Origin of the sequence: Neisseria sp. HMSC15G01, assembly GCF_001808255.1 — a bacterium.
Lineage (GTDB): Bacteria > Pseudomonadota > Gammaproteobacteria > Burkholderiales > Neisseriaceae > Neisseria > Neisseria subflava_A.
The window spans coordinates 90,080-104,264 of sequence record NZ_KV792680.1; the positions used below are offsets into that span (position 1 = coordinate 90,080).

At 42.0% G+C, this 14,185-nt stretch carries 29 protein-coding genes; all 29 read right to left on the reverse strand.

Annotated features, from left to right (window positions below; all coding sequences use genetic code 11):
• Positions 1-141 precede the first annotated feature (141 nt).
• The 29 genes from rplQ to rpsJ all read right to left on the reverse strand — a co-directional run bounded on the left by rplQ (position 142) and on the right by rpsJ (position 14,134).
• Positions 142-516 (reverse strand): 50S ribosomal protein L17, encoded by a 375-nt coding sequence (gene rplQ / locus HMPREF3139_RS06245; protein ID WP_003684792.1) that lies wholly within the window; start codon positions 514-516, stop codon positions 142-144.
• A 24-nt stretch (positions 517-540) separates the two neighbouring features.
• Positions 541-1,527 (reverse strand): DNA-directed RNA polymerase subunit alpha, encoded by a 987-nt coding sequence (gene rpoA, locus HMPREF3139_RS06250; RefSeq protein ID WP_003684706.1) that lies wholly within the window; start codon positions 1,525-1,527, stop codon positions 541-543.
• Positions 1,528-1,552: 25 nt separating this feature from the next.
• On the reverse strand, positions 1,553-2,173 hold the full coding sequence (gene rpsD, locus HMPREF3139_RS06255; protein ID WP_003749296.1) for a 30S ribosomal protein S4: 621 nt from the start codon (positions 2,171-2,173) through the stop codon (positions 1,553-1,555).
• Positions 2,174-2,192: 19 nt separating this feature from the next.
• Positions 2,193-2,588, reverse strand: a complete 396-nt coding sequence (rpsK, locus tag HMPREF3139_RS06260; RefSeq protein WP_002216249.1) for a 30S ribosomal protein S11 — start codon at positions 2,586-2,588, stop codon at positions 2,193-2,195.
• Between the two features lie 19 nt (positions 2,589-2,607).
• A complete protein-coding gene (gene rpsM / locus HMPREF3139_RS06265) occupies positions 2,608-2,970 on the reverse strand; it encodes a 30S ribosomal protein S13 (protein ID WP_003749295.1) in 363 nt (120 codons plus the stop codon).
• A gap of 67 nt (positions 2,971-3,037) precedes the next feature.
• Positions 3,038-3,151 (reverse strand): 50S ribosomal protein L36, encoded by a 114-nt coding sequence (rpmJ, locus tag HMPREF3139_RS10630; protein WP_003697674.1) that lies wholly within the window; start codon positions 3,149-3,151, stop codon positions 3,038-3,040.
• Positions 3,152-3,169: 18 nt separating this feature from the next.
• Positions 3,170-3,388 (reverse strand): translation initiation factor IF-1, encoded by a 219-nt coding sequence (gene infA / locus HMPREF3139_RS06270; RefSeq protein WP_003684714.1) that lies wholly within the window; start codon positions 3,386-3,388, stop codon positions 3,170-3,172.
• Between the two features lie 4 nt (positions 3,389-3,392).
• Positions 3,393-4,706, reverse strand: a complete 1,314-nt coding sequence (gene secY, locus HMPREF3139_RS06275; protein WP_070461283.1) for a preprotein translocase subunit SecY — start codon at positions 4,704-4,706, stop codon at positions 3,393-3,395.
• Positions 4,707-4,719: 13 nt separating this feature from the next.
• A complete protein-coding gene (rplO, locus tag HMPREF3139_RS06280) occupies positions 4,720-5,154 on the reverse strand; it encodes a 50S ribosomal protein L15 (protein WP_070461284.1) in 435 nt (144 codons plus the stop codon).
• Between the two features lies 1 nt (position 5,155).
• On the reverse strand, positions 5,156-5,341 hold the full coding sequence (gene rpmD, locus HMPREF3139_RS06285; protein ID WP_003684808.1) for a 50S ribosomal protein L30: 186 nt from the start codon (positions 5,339-5,341) through the stop codon (positions 5,156-5,158).
• The gene (rpsE, locus tag HMPREF3139_RS06290; protein ID WP_003684704.1) at positions 5,334-5,852 is read right to left on the reverse strand and encodes a 30S ribosomal protein S5; all 519 of its coding nucleotides are present in this window, start codon (positions 5,850-5,852) and stop codon (positions 5,334-5,336) included. The genes rpmD and rpsE overlap by 8 nt, the downstream gene beginning before the upstream one ends.
• A 17-nt stretch (positions 5,853-5,869) precedes the next feature.
• Positions 5,870-6,223, reverse strand: a complete 354-nt coding sequence (gene rplR, locus HMPREF3139_RS06295; RefSeq protein ID WP_003749287.1) for a 50S ribosomal protein L18 — start codon at positions 6,221-6,223, stop codon at positions 5,870-5,872.
• 13 nt (positions 6,224-6,236) lie between these two features.
• Entirely contained in the window at positions 6,237-6,770 is a 534-nt protein-coding gene (gene rplF, locus HMPREF3139_RS06300) for a 50S ribosomal protein L6 (RefSeq protein WP_070461285.1), read from the reverse strand.
• 13 nt (positions 6,771-6,783) lie between these two features.
• A complete protein-coding gene (gene rpsH, locus HMPREF3139_RS06305) occupies positions 6,784-7,176 on the reverse strand; it encodes a 30S ribosomal protein S8 (protein WP_003684738.1) in 393 nt (130 codons plus the stop codon).
• A 14-nt stretch (positions 7,177-7,190) separates the two neighbouring features.
• Complete coding sequence (gene rpsN, locus HMPREF3139_RS06310; protein WP_003684736.1) at positions 7,191-7,496, reverse strand: 30S ribosomal protein S14; 306 nt, start codon at positions 7,494-7,496, stop codon at positions 7,191-7,193.
• Between the two features lie 2 nt (positions 7,497-7,498).
• Positions 7,499-8,038, reverse strand: a complete 540-nt coding sequence (gene rplE, locus HMPREF3139_RS06315; protein ID WP_003684750.1) for a 50S ribosomal protein L5 — start codon at positions 8,036-8,038, stop codon at positions 7,499-7,501.
• 9 nt (positions 8,039-8,047) lie between these two features.
• On the reverse strand, positions 8,048-8,371 hold the full coding sequence (gene rplX, locus HMPREF3139_RS06320) for a 50S ribosomal protein L24 (protein WP_003684754.1): 324 nt from the start codon (positions 8,369-8,371) through the stop codon (positions 8,048-8,050).
• Positions 8,372-8,382: 11 nt separating this feature from the next.
• Positions 8,383-8,751, reverse strand: coding sequence for a 50S ribosomal protein L14 (gene rplN, locus HMPREF3139_RS06325; RefSeq protein WP_002215434.1), 369 nt, complete (start codon positions 8,749-8,751; stop codon positions 8,383-8,385).
• 227 nt (positions 8,752-8,978) lie between these two features.
• Positions 8,979-9,242 (reverse strand): 30S ribosomal protein S17, encoded by a 264-nt coding sequence (rpsQ, locus tag HMPREF3139_RS06330; RefSeq protein ID WP_003684766.1) that lies wholly within the window; start codon positions 9,240-9,242, stop codon positions 8,979-8,981.
• Positions 9,242-9,433 carry a 50S ribosomal protein L29 gene (gene rpmC, locus HMPREF3139_RS06335; RefSeq protein ID WP_070461286.1) on the reverse strand — a complete coding sequence of 64 codons (192 nt, stop codon included), beginning with the start codon at positions 9,431-9,433 and terminating at the stop codon, positions 9,242-9,244. Before rpmC ends, rpsQ begins: the two co-directional genes overlap by 1 nt.
• Entirely contained in the window at positions 9,433-9,849 is a 417-nt protein-coding gene (gene rplP, locus HMPREF3139_RS06340; protein ID WP_003684741.1) for a 50S ribosomal protein L16, read from the reverse strand. Before rplP ends, rpmC begins: the two co-directional genes overlap by 1 nt.
• Positions 9,833-10,525 carry a 30S ribosomal protein S3 gene (gene rpsC, locus HMPREF3139_RS06345; protein ID WP_003684753.1) on the reverse strand — a complete coding sequence of 231 codons (693 nt, stop codon included), beginning with the start codon at positions 10,523-10,525 and terminating at the stop codon, positions 9,833-9,835. Before rpsC ends, rplP begins: the two co-directional genes overlap by 17 nt.
• 9 nt (positions 10,526-10,534) lie before the next feature.
• The gene (gene rplV / locus HMPREF3139_RS06350; RefSeq protein ID WP_003749277.1) at positions 10,535-10,864 is read right to left on the reverse strand and encodes a 50S ribosomal protein L22; all 330 of its coding nucleotides are present in this window, start codon (positions 10,862-10,864) and stop codon (positions 10,535-10,537) included.
• 8 nt (positions 10,865-10,872) lie between these two features.
• On the reverse strand, positions 10,873-11,151 hold the full coding sequence (gene rpsS, locus HMPREF3139_RS06355) for a 30S ribosomal protein S19 (protein WP_002215422.1): 279 nt from the start codon (positions 11,149-11,151) through the stop codon (positions 10,873-10,875).
• A gap of 5 nt (positions 11,152-11,156) precedes the next feature.
• The gene (rplB, locus tag HMPREF3139_RS06360; RefSeq protein ID WP_003684813.1) at positions 11,157-11,990 is read right to left on the reverse strand and encodes a 50S ribosomal protein L2; all 834 of its coding nucleotides are present in this window, start codon (positions 11,988-11,990) and stop codon (positions 11,157-11,159) included.
• A 5-nt stretch (positions 11,991-11,995) separates the two neighbouring features.
• On the reverse strand, positions 11,996-12,310 hold the full coding sequence (gene rplW / locus HMPREF3139_RS06365) for a 50S ribosomal protein L23 (protein WP_002243944.1): 315 nt from the start codon (positions 12,308-12,310) through the stop codon (positions 11,996-11,998).
• The gene (rplD, locus tag HMPREF3139_RS06370; RefSeq protein ID WP_003684798.1) at positions 12,307-12,927 is read right to left on the reverse strand and encodes a 50S ribosomal protein L4; all 621 of its coding nucleotides are present in this window, start codon (positions 12,925-12,927) and stop codon (positions 12,307-12,309) included. The genes rplW and rplD overlap by 4 nt, the downstream gene beginning before the upstream one ends.
• Entirely contained in the window at positions 12,927-13,571 is a 645-nt protein-coding gene (rplC, locus tag HMPREF3139_RS06375; RefSeq protein ID WP_070461287.1) for a 50S ribosomal protein L3, read from the reverse strand. Before rplC ends, rplD begins: the two co-directional genes overlap by 1 nt.
• A gap of 251 nt (positions 13,572-13,822) precedes the next feature.
• Positions 13,823-14,134: a 30S ribosomal protein S10 gene (gene rpsJ / locus HMPREF3139_RS06380; RefSeq protein WP_002642322.1), complete on the reverse strand. Its 312-nt coding sequence runs from the start codon at positions 14,132-14,134 to the stop codon at positions 13,823-13,825.
• Between the last annotated feature and the right edge of the window lie 51 nt (positions 14,135-14,185).

Sequence of the window (14,185 nt, forward strand, 5' to 3'; positions counted from 1 at the left end):
CACTGCGAAATGAGAAAGGGAGCTACAACTCTGAGACACAACATAATCAGTCGCTGTTTATTGTAGCACTGCGAAATGAGAAAGGGGCCATCCAAATAAAAAAGCACCACCTAAACAGGTAGTGCTTTCATATTAATGTGCTTATTCAGCAGAATCAGCTGCTTTATCAACCAATTCAACCAATGCCAAAGGAGCATTGTCGCCTTTACGGAAACCGTATTTCAGTACACGAACATAGCCGCCGTTACGAGCAGCAAAGCGTGGACCCAATTCGTCAAACAATTTAACTACAACATCACGATCGCGAGTGCGGTCAAAAGCCAAACGACGGTTTGCCAAAGAAGGTTTTTTGCCCAAGGTAATCAAGGGCTCAACTACGCGGCGCAATTCTTTTGCTTTAGGCAAAGTTGTCACGATGGTTTCGTGAGTCAACAAGGAATTCGCCATATTGCGCAGCATCGCAGCACGGTGGCTGCTAGTACGGTTTAATTTGCGGTTGCCATTACGATGACGCATGTCATTATCCTTTAATCTTCAAACTTACGGCTTTTCTAAGCCTACAGGCGGCCAAGCTTCTAATTTAGAACCTAATGTCAGACCTTTAGAGGCCAACACTTCTTTGATCTCATTCAAAGATTTACGACCCAAATTAGGGGTCTTGAGAAGCTCGGTTTCAGTACGTTGAATCAAATCGCCAATATAGTAAATATCTTCAGCTTTCAGACAATTAGCTGAACGTACGGTTAATTCCAAATCATCTACAGGACGCAGCAAGATAGGATCGATAGGAGGCGCTTTTTCTTCAACCTCTTCAACCGGAGTACCTTGCAGATCTGCAAAAATAGACATTTGGTCAATTAAGATACGTGCGGCACTACGTACAGCCTCTTCCGGATCAATAGAACCATTGGTTTCAATATCCAAAACCAATTTATCCAAATCCGTGCGTTGCTCTACGCGTGCAGGTTCAACTTCAAAGCTAACACGACTGATGGGCGAAAAGCTCGCATCCAACTGAATCGCACCAATCTGTTTGTTCTCATCACGCAATACGCGACGGCCTGAAACAGATTGATAACCACGACCTTGCTCTACTTTAATTTCCATGTCAATTTGGCCATTGTCAGCCAAGTGGCAAATAACATGCTCAGGATTGATAATTTCCACATCGTGTGGCAAATCAATATCACCGGCTACAACTGCACCGGCACCTGTTTTTTTCAAAGTCAACTGAACTTGGTTACGACCGTGAAGCTTGAATACGATACCTTTAATGTTCAAGAGAACATCAACAACATCCTCCTGAACACCATCAATAGTAGAGTATTCGTGCAATACGCCGGAAATAACTACTTCAGTTGGGGCAAAGCCATTCATGGATGACAGTAAGATACGACGCAAAGCATTACCTAAAGTATGACCAAAACCACGTTCAAATGGCTGCATAGACACCTTGGCCCGAGTGGAAGACAAAGTATCTACATCGATTTGACGAGGTTTCAAAAATTCGGTTGTGCTATTTTGCATTTAACTGTCCCTCATTGAGCTAGCATTATTTAGAGTAGAACTCTACCACCAGCTGTTCATTAATATCGCCAGACAATTCTGAGCGATCCGGCATATTTTTGAATACGCCTTCCAATTTGTCGGCATCAACAGACACCCAGCTTGGCAAGCCAATTTGAGTAGCCAGGCTCAATGCTTCTTGGATACGTACTTGTTTCTTAGCTTTTTCACGAACAGCTACAACATCACCTGCTTTAACTTGGAAAGAAGGGATATTAACAACTTGACCGTTTACGACGATAGCTTTGTGAGAAACCAATTGACGTGCTTCAGCGCGGGTAGAGCCAAAACCCATACGATAAACGACATTATCCAAACGGGACTCCAGCAATTGCAACAGCAATTCACCGGTAGAACCTTTACGACGATCAGCTTCCGCAAAGTAACGACGGAATTGGCGTTCTAACACGCCATAAATACGACGGATTTTTTGTTTTTCACGCAATTGCAAACCGTAGTCTGACAAACGTGGTTTTTTCGCACCGTGCTGACCAGGTGCAGAATCCATTTTACATTTTGAATCCAAAGAGCGACGTGCACTCTTCAAAAACAGATCCGTACCTTCGCGACGTGCTAATTTACATTTAGGGCCAATATAACGTGCCATGTTTTAAATCACTCCAATATTAAATACGACGTTTTTTAGGCGGACGGCAACCGTTATGAGGCAACGGGGTAACGTCAGTAATGCTGGTAATCTTGAAACCAAGAGCGTTTAAAGCACGTACAGAAGATTCGCGACCAGGGCCAGGGCCTTTAATGCGGACTTCTAAATTTTTAACGCCATACTCTTGGGCAACTTTACCAGCTGCTTCTGCTGCAACTTGTGCTGCAAATGGTGTACTTTTACGAGAACCTTTAAAACCAGCGCCGCCAGAGGTAGCCCAAGACAATGCATTGCCTTGACGGTCAGTGATTGTAATGATGGTATTGTTGAAAGATGCATGAACGTGCACAATACCTTCGCTTACGGTTTTACGTACTTTTTTACGTACACGCGAAGCTGTGTTTGCTTTAGCCATTAATCAAATTCCTTAAAATTTATTTCTTACCGGCAATCGCTTTGCGCGGACCTTTACGGGTACGGGCATTTGTGCGAGTGCGTTGACCACGACAAGGCAAGCCACGACGATGACGGAAGCCACGATAGCAACCCATATCCATCAGTCGTTTAATGCTCATCGTTACTTCACGACGCAAATCACCTTCAACTTCATATTTAGCAACTTGCTCACGCAAAGCGTCTAATTGAGCCTCGTCCAAATCTTTTGCTTTAGTAGTAGGAGCAATATTTGCTGCCTCACAAATCAATTTAGCACGAGTCGCACCAATACCATAAATAGCCTGAAGGCCAATTACGATATGGGCATTATTAGGGATATTTACCCCTGCAATACGAGCCATATTTTTTCCTTTTTAGGGCAAATTATGTCACTATACCACAAAATCAATAGTTAAGAAAACTAGCTTCTTAACCTTGACGTTGTTTGTGACGTGGGTCAGTACAAATTACGCGAACTACACGATTACGACGAATAATCTTGCAATTGCGACAAATTTTCTTTACAGAAGGTTGTACACGCATTTTATTTCCTTTTATCGTTTATCTTGCTCGGAAAACAATCCGAGCACGGGTTAAATCATAAGGAGTTAATTCAACTGTTACCTTATCACCTGGAGAAATACGGATATAGTGCATCCGCATTTTGCCAGATATATGACCAAGTACTACATGATCATTTTCCAGTTTTACTTTAAATGTTGCATTGGGCAAAGTCTCAAGGATTTCACCCTGCATCTGTATGGTATCTTCTTTAGCCATAAGCCTACTTACGTGACAAAGATTTCATATCTGGACGACTCATCAAGTCTTCATACTGACTACTCATTCGATACGAATTGATTTGCGTCCTAAAATCCATTGTAACGACAACCAAAATAAGCAAAGATGTTCCACCTAAATAGAAAGGAACCTTCAATGCTGTCGTTAAAAATTCAGGTATCAGACAGATTGTAGTAATGTACAAAGCACCAAATAATGTCAGTCTCAGTACCACTTTTTCCAAATATCTAGAGGTTTGCTCACCTGGGCGAATACCTGGCACAAATGCACCACTCTTCTTCAAATTTTCAGCCATCTCTTTAGGGCTAAATACTAAAGCAGTATAGAAATAGCAGAAAAAGATGATAGTTGTGGCAAATAATACAATATATAAAGGCTGTCCGTGTTGCAGCATTGCAGCAACCTTATGAAGAACAGAATTCGTACTATTTGAACCAAACCAACCTAAAAGTGTAGATGGAAATAAAATAATACTGGAAGCAAAAATAGGAGGAATAACACCTGCCATATTTAGCTTGAACGGCATATGAATGCTTTGTCCCGGCATCACTCCAGAGCCAAACTGTCTTTTAGCATAATGCACAGGAACTTTACGCTGAGCACTCTCAAAATAAACTACAGCATAGATCAACAGCAAAATACCAATCACAATTGATACCGCCATCAACATACTCATAGAGCCTTGTTCAGTCAAAGTTAACAACCGAACAATACCGGATGGGATACCCGATACAATGCCTGCTGTAATAATTAAAGAAATACCATTACCAATACCACGCTCGGTAATTTGTTCCCCTAACCACATTAGAAACATAGTACCTGTAACCAAACAGACTACTGTAGAAATATGAAACTCAAGCGAACTCGTTACAACAACACCTTGTTGATAAACAAATGTTGCAACACCAAAGCTTTGCAATACAGCCAATAATACCGTCCCATACCTAGTATATTTCGTAATTATTTTCCTACCAGCCTCACCTTCCTTCTTTAAAGCTTTTAAAGAAGGAACAATTTCAGAAGCAAGCTGAACAATAATCGACGATGAAATATAAGGCATGATACCTATTGCAAATATACTAAAGCGCTCCAACGAACCACCCGAGAACATATTTAACATTCCGAATATGCCGTTTGCAGCGCCTTCGTATAACTTAGCTAATGCAACAGCATCTACGCCCGGTACCGGTATATGAGCACCAATACGGAAAACGACCAAAGCACCTAAAAGGAACACCAGACGTTTTTTCAGATCACCAAATTTGGATAATCCTGATAAAGATTGTTGATTAGCCACTGTAGTGCAAGCCTTATTCTTCTACTTTACCACCGGTAGCTTCAATAGCAGCTTTAGCACCTTTAGTAGCTTTTACACCTTTCAAGGTAACCGCTTTTGAGATTTCACCAGAAGCAATAACTTTTACATTAGAAGCAGTTGCAGGAATCAGACCAGCTTGTTTAAGAACCAAGACATCAATCTCGTTAACAGCAATCAGATTCAATTCACTCAAACGAACTTCAGCATTAGCGGCTGCAGTCAAAGATTTGAAACCACGTTTCGGCAGACGACGTTGCAAAGGCATTTGACCGCCTTCAAAACCTACCTTGTGGAAGCCACCAGAACGGCTTTTTTGACCTTTATGACCACGACCACCTGTCTTACCTAAGCCGCTACCAATACCACGGCCTACACGACGACTAGCGTGAGTAGCACCCTCAGCAGGTTGAATAGTATTCAAAAACATATTAAGACTCCACTTTCAACAAGTAGCTGATTTTATTGATCATACCACGGTTTTCAGGGGTATCCAAAACCTCTACAGTATGTTCACGGCGACGCAAACCCAAACCACGAGCACATGCACGATGAGATTCAATTGTACCGATCAGGCTCTTAACCAATGTAACTTTAATCTTTTTTTGCTCAGTCATGGTTAGCTCCCAAAATATCTTCTACTGTCAAGCCACGTTTTGCAGCAATATCAGCAGGGGTATACAGTTTAGACAAACCGTCTAATGTAGCGCGTACAATATTGTAAGGATTAGTAGAACCATGTACTTTAGCTGAAATGTTATGGATACCCATAGCATCAAATACTAAACGCATTGGACCACCAGCTTTCACACCGCTACCTTCTTTAGCAGGTTGCATAAATACCTTAGTAGCACCATGACGACCAATAACCTCATGATGAATAGTACCGTTTTTCAAAGGCACTTTAATCATAGAGCGACGAGCTTGATCCATTGCTTTTTGAACAGCAACTGGTACTTCTTTTGATTTACCTTTGCCCATACCGATGCGACCATCACCATCACCAACAACAGTCAGTGCAGAGAAAGCCATGATACGGCCACCTTTAACTACTTTAGTCACGCGATTAACTGCGACCATCTTTTCAATCAGGCCGTCACCGCGTTCTTCAATTTCATGTTTTGCCATCTGAAAGTCTCCAAATATTAGAAGCTTAAACCATTTTCACGTGCAGCTTCAGCCAAAGCTTTCACACGACCGTGATATTGGAAACCTGAACGGTCAAAAGCAACTTTTTCAACACCCACTGCTTTAGCTTTTTCAGCAATACGCTTACCAACTACAGCTGCTGCTTCAACGTTGCTACCTGATTTCAGGCTACTACGTACTTCAGCTTCCAATGTAGAGGCTTGAGCCAATACTTTATCACCTTCAGCACTAATTACTTGAGCATAAATATGATTATTGCTGCGGAACACACATAATCTTACCATTTTCAAGTCCGCAATACGCGCACGGGTTTTGCGTGCACGACGGAGTCGGGTTGTATGTTTATCCATTAGTGAACCTCAATTATTTTTTCTTGGCTTCTTTCATCACTACTACTTCACCTACATAACGAACACCTTTACCTTTATAAGGCTCAGGAGAACGGAATGCACGAATTTCAGCAGCGACTTGGCCAACCACTTGTTTATCTGCACCAGTCAAAACGATTTCTGTTTGGCTAGGAGTTTGAACGGAAACACCTTCAGGCATTTCATATACGATTGGATGAGAGAAACCCAAAGACAGGTTCAAAACTTTACCTTGAGCTTGGGCACGATAACCCACACCAATCAATTGAAGTTTTTTCTCAAAACCTTCAGAAACACCCTTAACCATGTTATTAACTAATGCACGAGCAGTACCAGACATAGCATTAGCCTGCTTACTGTCATTTTTTGCAGCAAAAGTCAATTTACCATCGTTCAGTTCAATAGCAACATCGGAATGCAAAGGAAAAGACAACTCACCGTTTTTACCTTTGATAACCAATGCATCTGTTCCGAATTTTACTTCTACACCAGTAGGAACAGTCACTGGGTTTTTTGCGACGCGTGACATTTACTTTTCTCCACTAGGCTACGATGCACAACAACTCACCACCAACACCCTCAGAACGGGCTTTGCGATCAGTCATTACACCTTTAGAAGTACTAACAATAGCGACACCCAAACCATTCATTACGCTAGGGATCTCACTTGATGCTTTGTAAATACGCAAACCTGGACGTGAAACACGTTTAATTTGCTCAATCACAGGACGACCTGCATAGTATTTCAATTGAATTTCCAATACCGGTTTTGCATCAGCAGAAACCGCAAAATCCTCGATATAACCTTCTTCTTTCAGAACTTTTGCAATTGCACATTTCAGTTTAGAAGAAGGCATGGCAACTGCTGCTTTATTAGCACGTTGCGCATTGCGAATACGAGTCAACATATCGGAAATAGGATCATGCATACTCATTATTTATACTCCTATTACCAGCTAGCTTTAACAACACCAGGGATCTCGCCACGCATAGCGATTTCACGGATTTTAATACGGCCCAAACCAAATTTACGGAAAGTGCCACGAGGACGACCTGTTAAAGCACAACGACGACGTTGACGTACAGGTGCTGCATTACGAGGAATGGATTGAAATTTCAAACGTGCTTCAAAACGTTCTTCTTCAGTCGCATTAGCATCATTAATAACAGCGAAAATTGCCTCACGTTTAGCTGCAAACTTTTTCGCCAATGCTTGACGTTTCAGCTCACGATTAATAAGTGCTTTCTTAGCCATGATTATCCTTTAAACGGAAACTTGAACAGTGACAACAAAGCTTTCGCTTCTTCATCAGTTTTTGCAGTAGTTGTAATAGTAATATTCAAACCACGCAAAGCATCGATTTTATCGTATTCAATTTCCGGGAAAATAATTTGCTCGCGAACGCCCATATTGTAATTGCCACGACCATCAAATGATTTACCGCTTACACCACGGAAGTCACGTACGCGAGGCAATGCAATAGTAATCAAACGATCTAAAAATTCAAACATTTGATCACGACGCAAAGTTACTTTGCAACCAACTGGATAGTTATCACGGATTTTAAAACCTGCGATAGATTTACGAGCAACAGTAACAACTGGTTTTTGGCCAGCAATTTTCTCTAAATCAGAAACAGCGTGCTCCATAACTTTTTTATCAGCAACAGCTTCACCTACACCCATATTCAAGGTGATTTTTTCAATACGTGGAACTTCCATTACTGATTTGTAACCAAATTGTTTAACCAATTCAGGAACAACTGTATCTTTATAAAACTCTCTCAAACGAGCCATGTTATCTCCTTATGCTCCAATGATAGAGCCATTTGATTTGAAGAAACGAACGCGTTTAACTTTGCCTTCATTTTCAATCAGCTTAATACCAACACGGTCTGCTTTATTAGTTTCCGGATTCAGGATTGCAATATTAGAAATATCCAAAGGCATTTCTTTAGTAATAATACCACCCTCAATACCACGCATTGGATTAGGTTTTTGATGGCGTTTTACAACATTAACACCCTCAACAACAACTTTATCACCCAATACTCGAACTACTTGACCTTGCTTACCTTTATCTTTACCAGTAATCACTACAACCTGATCGCCTTTAATGATTTTATTCATCGCGCTATTCCTTATAATACTTCAGGCGCCAATGAAACGATTTTCATAAATCGCTCAGTACGCAATTCACGGGTTACCGGACCAAAAATACGAGTACCCAGAGGTTCAAGTTTATTATTCAACAACACAGCAGCATTGTTATCGAATTTAATTAACGCACCATCAGGACGACGCACACCCTTAGCAGTACGAACAACTACCGCATTGTATACATCACCTTTTTTGACACGACCACGTGGGGCTGCATCTTTAACTGCAACTTTAATAATATCGCCAACAGAAGCGTAGCGACGCTTAGATCCGCCTAATACTTTGATGCACATTACGCGACGCGCACCAGAGTTATCAGCCACATCTAAGATGGTCTGCATTTGAATCATATTAGTACCTTTAAATTAACCAACTTAATTTACCACTTTCATATAACTCGCACCTTACTTTAAGCTGCTTATTAAATGAAACCATCACGGTTCTAGTAAACCAGTCTTGGATCCCGAAGGGAGAGAAACTTCCATAAGAAGCTGGAAGATAAGAAACGAAGTTTACACGCAAATTAACTTTGCTGCAAGACTTCGTTTCTTATTAAGCTACATTACTGTGTTTTAAATCAAACAGTACGCGCTTTCTCAACCAATTCTTTTACAACCCAAGACTTGGTTTTTGACAAAGGACGAGATTCCTCGATTACCACTACATCACCAATGCCATATTGATTGTTTTCATCATGAGCATGGATTTTAGTTGATAAACGAATAATTTTACCGTACAGAGGATGTTTAACTTTACGCTCAACCAATACTGTAACAGTTTTGTCCATTTTGTCGCTTACCACTTTGCCTTGCAAAGTACGAACATTTTTAGCTTCGCTCATTACTTAGCACCTTTTTCAGTTAAAATGGTTTTAATACGAGCAATATCGCGACGTACACGTTTCAACTCGCTAGATTTACCCAACTGACCGGTTGCATTTTGCATGCGTAAGCCAAACTGAGCTTTCAACAAGTCCAACAAATCAGTGTTTAATTGCTCAATAGATTTGTCTTTCAATTCATTTGCTTTCATTATTGACCCACCTGTCTTACTACAAAGGTTGTAGGAATAGGCAATTTGGCAGCGGCCAATTCAAATGCTTCACGAGCCAAAGACTCAGGAACACCGTCCATTTCGTACAATACTTTGCCTGGTTTAACTTCAGCAATGTAATATTCCACATTACCTTTACCGCCACCCATACGAACTTGGATAGGTTTCTCAGTAATTGGTTTATCAGGGAATACACGAATCCAAATACGACCGCCACGTTTAATATGACGAGTCATAGTACGACGAGCAGCTTCGATTTGGCGGGCAGTCAAACGACCACGGCCTACGGCTTTCAAACCGAACTCACCGAAACTTACTTTGTTACCGCGAGTAGCAATACCGGTATTACGACCTTTTTGTTGCTTGCGATATTTCAGTCTAGTTGGCTGCAGCATTACGTCCACCTGCCTTTCTTTGTTTCTTCTCATGCTCAGGTTTAGAAGATTTAATATTACCTTCTGTATAAACCCAAACTTTCAGACCCAGCACACCATAAGTGGTGTGTGCTTCGCTAGTTGCATAATCTACGTTCGCACGCAAAGTATGCAAAGGCACACGACCTTCACGGTACCATTCGCTACGAGCGATATCTGCACCATTCAAACGGCCTGAAGTCATGATCTTGATGCCTTTAGCACCAGAACGCATTGCATTTTGCATTGCACGTTTCATAGCGCGACGGAATTGAACACGTTTTTCAAGCTGCTGGGCAATACCATCAGCAATGATTTGTGCATCCAATTCAGGACGACGAATCTCTTCAATATTTACATGAACAGGCACACCCATCAAAGCTTGCAAGTCACGCTTCAAGATTTCAATATCCTCACCTTTTTTACCAATAACCACACCTGGACGAGCAGAGTGAATGGTAATACGTGCAGATTTAGCAGGACGCTCGATCACTACGCGACCAACTGAAGCATTAGCCAGTTTTTTACGCAAGTAGTTACGAACATCAATATCTTGTTTCAAAACAGTAGAAAAGTCGGTGCTTTTAGCAAACCATTTTGAAGCCCAGTCTTTAGTTACCGCCAGGCGAAAGCCTGTAGGGTTAATCTTTTGTCCCATAGCTTTTCCTTAGTTGCCCACTGTCACATTAATATGACAAGTTTGTTTCTCGATGCGGTTACCGCGACCTTTGGCACGAGCTTGGAAACGTTTCAAGCTTGGGCCTTTGTCAACAAAGATAGTTACCACTTTCAGTTCGTCAATGTCAGCACCATTGTTGTGCTCGGCATTGGCGATTGCTGATTCCAATACTTTTTTAATCAGCTCAGCACCTTTTTTAGGGCTGAATGCCAAGATATTCAAAGCTTGGGCAACGTCTTTACCACGAATCAAATCAGCCACCAAACGAGCTTTTTGAGCTGAAATACGGGCGTTTTTATGTTGTGCACTTACTCTCATGATTCACCTTATTTCTTTTTAGCCTTTTTATCAGCCAAGTGGCCTTTAAAGGTACGGGTCAATGAGAACTCACCTAATTTATGACCAACCATATTGTCGCTGATGAACACAGGCACGTGAGTGCGACCGTTATGAACAGCGATAGTCAGACCGATAAAATCAGGCAAAATGGTAGAACGACGTGACCAAGTTTTAATTGGGCGTTTGTCGTTGCTTGCACGAGCAGCATCTACTTTTTTCAGCAAATGCAGGTCTACATATGGGCCTTTTTTTAATGAACGAGCCATACTAATTAACCTTTATTTGAGTAACGACGACGAACAATCATGTTATCCGTGCGTTTGTTATTACGAGTACGGTAGCCCTTAGCAGGAGTACCCCATGGGCTAACCGGTTCGCGAGCCTCACCAGTACGGCCTTCACCACCACCATGTGGGTGATCAACAGGGTTCATTACAACACCACGAACGGTCGGACGAATACCACGCCAGCGGTTAGCACCAGCTTTACCGATTTTTTTCAGGCTTTGTTCTTCGTTACCAACTTCACCGATAGTTGCACGGCAATTTACGCTAATTTTGCGTACTTCACCAGAACGCAAACGAACTTGTGCGTAAGCACCTTCTTTTGCAAGCAATACCGCAGAAGCACCAGCAGAACGCGCAATTTGCGCACCTTTACCTGGTTTCATTTCGATACAGTGAATAGTTGTACCAACAGGAATATTGCGGATCGGCAGAGTGTTACCCACTTTGATAGCAGCCTCAGCACCGGAAACCAATACTGCACCTGCTTGAATACCACGAGGAGCAATGATGTAGCGACGCTCACCATCTGCATAGCACAACAGTGCGATAAATGCAGTACGGTTAGGGTCATATTCGATACGCTCTACTTTCGCAGGGATACCGTCTTTGTTACGTTTGAAATCTACAACGCGGTAATGATGTTTATGGCCACCACCTTTATGACGGGTAGTGATATGACCATTGTTGTTACGACCGGCAGTAGAATTTTTCTTTTCCAGCAGAGGTGCATAAGGTGCACCTTTGTGCAAACCTTCTGTTACCACGCGAACCATGCCGCGACGGCCTGCAGAGGTCGGCTTCATTTTAACGATTGCCATTTTGTTTATTCCTTATCTGCAGCTGCAGCAGCGGCTTCCAAATCCAACTCTTGACCGGCAGCCAGGCTTACATAAGCCTTTTTAACATCGCTGCGACGACCTAAAGTACGACCAAAACGTTTAACTTTACCTTTAATGGTAACAGTAGTAACGTCTGCAACTTGAACGCCGAACAGCAGCTCAACAGCCGCTTTAATTTCAGGTTTGGTTGCATTTGCCAAAACTTTAAACGTCATTTGGTTACGTTTTTCAGCCAATACGTTGCTTTTTTCAGAAACGATAGGTGCCAAGATTACTTGAGTCAAACGTTGTTGATTCATACCCATTGCTCCTCTAATTGTGCAACTGCATCTTTAGTGATAACGACTTTTTTGTAACGCAGCAAGCTGTAAGGATCAACTTGTTGAGCTTCCAAAACCAATACGTTAGGCAAGTTGCGTGAAGCCAAGTAAACATTCTCGTCGAGCTGTTTAGTTACAAACAGAACTTGCTCCAAACCCAAGTTTTTCACTTGTTCGGCAAAAACTTTGGTTTTAGGAGTTTCAGCAGTCAATGCTTCGATTGCAAACAAACGTTCATCACGAGCCAGTTGGGATAAAATAGTCGCCATACCGGCACGATACATTTTACGGTTCACTTTTTGAGTGAAGTTTTCGTCAGGTTTGTTTGGGAATGCACGACCACCTTTACGCCACAGCGGAGAAGAAGTCATACCGGAACGAGCACGACCGGTACCTTTTTGGCGCCATGGCTTTTTAGTAGAGTGGTTTACTTCGGCACGAGTTTTTTGAGCACGATTACCAGAACGGGCATTTGCCAAGTAAGCAGTAACCAGTTGGTGAACCAAAGCTTCATTGTATTCACGAGCAAACAAAGCATCAGAAACAGCCAAGCTGCCAGATACTTGTCCTTTAGCGTCAATTACTTTCAATTCCATTACGCACCTACTTTCACGCTAGGACGAACCACGACGTCGCTGTTAACCGAACCCGGAACAGCACCTTTAACCAACAAGAGTTGGCGTTCAACATCAACACGTACAACTTCCAATTTTTGAACAGTTGCTTTAGTGTTACCGTATTGACCTGCCATACGTTTACCAGGGAACACGCGACCAGGGTCTTGTGCCATACCGATAGAACCAGGAACACGGTGAGAACGGGAGTTACCGTGGGAAGTACGTTGAGCACCGAAGTTATGACGTTTGATCGTACCAGAGAAACCTTTACCTTTAGAGGTACCGGTTACATCTACCAATTGACCAACTTCAAACATAGAACCGGTAATTTCATCACCGGCTTTCAATTCAGCCAGTTTTTCTTCAGTCAAAGCAAACTCAACCAAACCGCGACCAGCTTCAACACCTGCTTTAGCAAAGTGACCGGCTTCAGTTTTGTTGACACGATTAGCTTTTTTCTGACCAAAGGTAACTTGTACAGCAGTGTAGCCGTCAGTATCTTTGGATTTCACTTGTGTAACGCGGTTGGCAGACATATCCAAAACGGTTACCGGAACAGAAACACCCTGTTCATCGAACACGCGAGTCATACCAACTTTGCGTCCAACCAGACCTAAAGTCATGATTATTTTCCTTTTAAGTAAAGGGGCGGGCTACGATTGGCCTGCCTTTCAGACAAAGTTAAACTTGATACGGATGTACCAAGTCCGCCATTATAATTGACAAATCAAAGAAATATCAACAAAAATTTCAATTTTACTTCTTAAACCCATCATTTTTTTCGGATGAAGTGTTGCCAAATATCTGAAAATTTTCAGACGGCCTAAGAATTCTATAAAAAACCGAACAGCCAAGCTGTTCGGTTTTTTAGTTCTTATTGAACTTTAATTTCTACATCCACACCTGCTGGAAGATCCAGTTTCATCAGTGCATCAGTAGTTTTGTCAGTCCAATCCACGATGTCCATCAGACGCAAGTGGGTACGGATTTCCAATTGTTCACGAGAAGTTTTGTTCACGTGAGGAGAACGCAAGATGTTGAAACGTTCGATTTTAGTTGGCAAAGGAATCGGACCTTTAACAACAGCGCCAGTACGTTTGGCAGTTTCAACAATTTCTTGCGCAGAACGGTCAATCAGACTGTAATCATAAGCTTTCAGGCGGATACGGATTTTTTGGTTTGCCATTTATCAATATCCCTCAATTAAGCAATTACAGAAGAAACCACACCCGCACCT

What these genes read in the sequence shown, in the direction of transcription:
- rpoA (WP_003684706.1), bottom strand. Translation starts at nt 1,527, where the DNA reads ATGCAAAATAGCACAACCGAATTTTTGAAACCTCGTCAAATCGATGTA.
- rplE (WP_003684750.1), bottom strand. Translation starts at nt 8,038, where the DNA reads ATGGCTCGTTTGAGAGAGTTTTATAAAGATACAGTTGTTCCTGAATTG.
- rplQ (WP_003684792.1), bottom strand. Translation starts at nt 516, where the DNA reads ATGCGTCATCGTAATGGCAACCGCAAATTAAACCGTACTAGCAGCCAC.
- rplR (WP_003749287.1), bottom strand. Translation starts at nt 6,223, where the DNA reads ATGGATAAACATACAACCCGACTCCGTCGTGCACGCAAAACCCGTGCG.
- infA (WP_003684714.1), bottom strand. Translation starts at nt 3,388, where the DNA reads ATGGCTAAAGAAGATACCATACAGATGCAGGGTGAAATCCTTGAGACT.
- rpsH (WP_003684738.1), bottom strand. Translation starts at nt 7,176, where the DNA reads ATGAGTATGCATGATCCTATTTCCGATATGTTGACTCGTATTCGCAAT.
- rplB (WP_003684813.1), bottom strand. Translation starts at nt 11,990, where the DNA reads ATGGCAATCGTTAAAATGAAGCCGACCTCTGCAGGCCGTCGCGGCATG.
- rpsQ (WP_003684766.1), bottom strand. Translation starts at nt 9,242, where the DNA reads ATGAGCGAAGCTAAAAATGTTCGTACTTTGCAAGGCAAAGTGGTAAGC.
- rpsM (WP_003749295.1), bottom strand. Translation starts at nt 2,970, where the DNA reads ATGGCTCGTATTGCAGGGGTAAATATCCCTAATAATGCCCATATCGTA.
- rplP (WP_003684741.1), bottom strand. Translation starts at nt 9,849, where the DNA reads ATGCTGCAGCCAACTAGACTGAAATATCGCAAGCAACAAAAAGGTCGT.
- rplF (WP_070461285.1), bottom strand. Translation starts at nt 6,770, where the DNA reads ATGTCACGCGTCGCAAAAAACCCAGTGACTGTTCCTACTGGTGTAGAA.
- rplN (WP_002215434.1), bottom strand. Translation starts at nt 8,751, where the DNA reads ATGATTCAAATGCAGACCATCTTAGATGTGGCTGATAACTCTGGTGCG.
- rpsS (WP_002215422.1), bottom strand. Translation starts at nt 11,151, where the DNA reads ATGGCTCGTTCATTAAAAAAAGGCCCATATGTAGACCTGCATTTGCTG.
- rplW (WP_002243944.1), bottom strand. Translation starts at nt 12,310, where the DNA reads ATGAATCAACAACGTTTGACTCAAGTAATCTTGGCACCTATCGTTTCT.
- rpsC (WP_003684753.1), bottom strand. Translation starts at nt 10,525, where the DNA reads ATGGGACAAAAGATTAACCCTACAGGCTTTCGCCTGGCGGTAACTAAA.
- rplC (WP_070461287.1), bottom strand. Translation starts at nt 13,571, where the DNA reads ATGACTTTAGGTCTGGTTGGACGCAAAGTTGGTATGACTCGCGTGTTC.
- rpsD (WP_003749296.1), bottom strand. Translation starts at nt 2,173, where the DNA reads ATGGCACGTTATATTGGCCCTAAATGTAAATTAGCACGTCGCGAAGGT.
- rplO (WP_070461284.1), bottom strand. Translation starts at nt 5,154, where the DNA reads ATGTTTTTGAATACTATTCAACCTGCTGAGGGTGCTACTCACGCTAGT.
- rpsE (WP_003684704.1), bottom strand. Translation starts at nt 5,852, where the DNA reads ATGGCAAAACATGAAATTGAAGAACGCGGTGACGGCCTGATTGAAAAG.
- rpsK (WP_002216249.1), bottom strand. Translation starts at nt 2,588, where the DNA reads ATGGCTAAAGCAAACACAGCTTCGCGTGTACGTAAAAAAGTACGTAAA.
- rpsJ (WP_002642322.1), bottom strand. Translation starts at nt 14,134, where the DNA reads ATGGCAAACCAAAAAATCCGTATCCGCCTGAAAGCTTATGATTACAGT.
- rpmJ (WP_003697674.1), bottom strand. Translation starts at nt 3,151, where the DNA reads ATGCGTGTACAACCTTCTGTAAAGAAAATTTGTCGCAATTGCAAGATT.
- rplV (WP_003749277.1), bottom strand. Translation starts at nt 10,864, where the DNA reads ATGAGAGTAAGTGCACAACATAAAAACGCCCGTATTTCAGCTCAAAAA.
- rplD (WP_003684798.1), bottom strand. Translation starts at nt 12,927, where the DNA reads ATGGAATTGAAAGTAATTGACGCTAAAGGACAAGTATCTGGCAGCTTG.
- rplX (WP_003684754.1), bottom strand. Translation starts at nt 8,371, where the DNA reads ATGAATAAAATCATTAAAGGCGATCAGGTTGTAGTGATTACTGGTAAA.
- rpsN (WP_003684736.1), bottom strand. Translation starts at nt 7,496, where the DNA reads ATGGCTAAGAAAGCACTTATTAATCGTGAGCTGAAACGTCAAGCATTG.
- rpmD (WP_003684808.1), bottom strand. Translation starts at nt 5,341, where the DNA reads ATGACTGAGCAAAAAAAGATTAAAGTTACATTGGTTAAGAGCCTGATC.
- rpmC (WP_070461286.1), bottom strand. Translation starts at nt 9,433, where the DNA reads ATGAAAGCAAATGAATTGAAAGACAAATCTATTGAGCAATTAAACACT.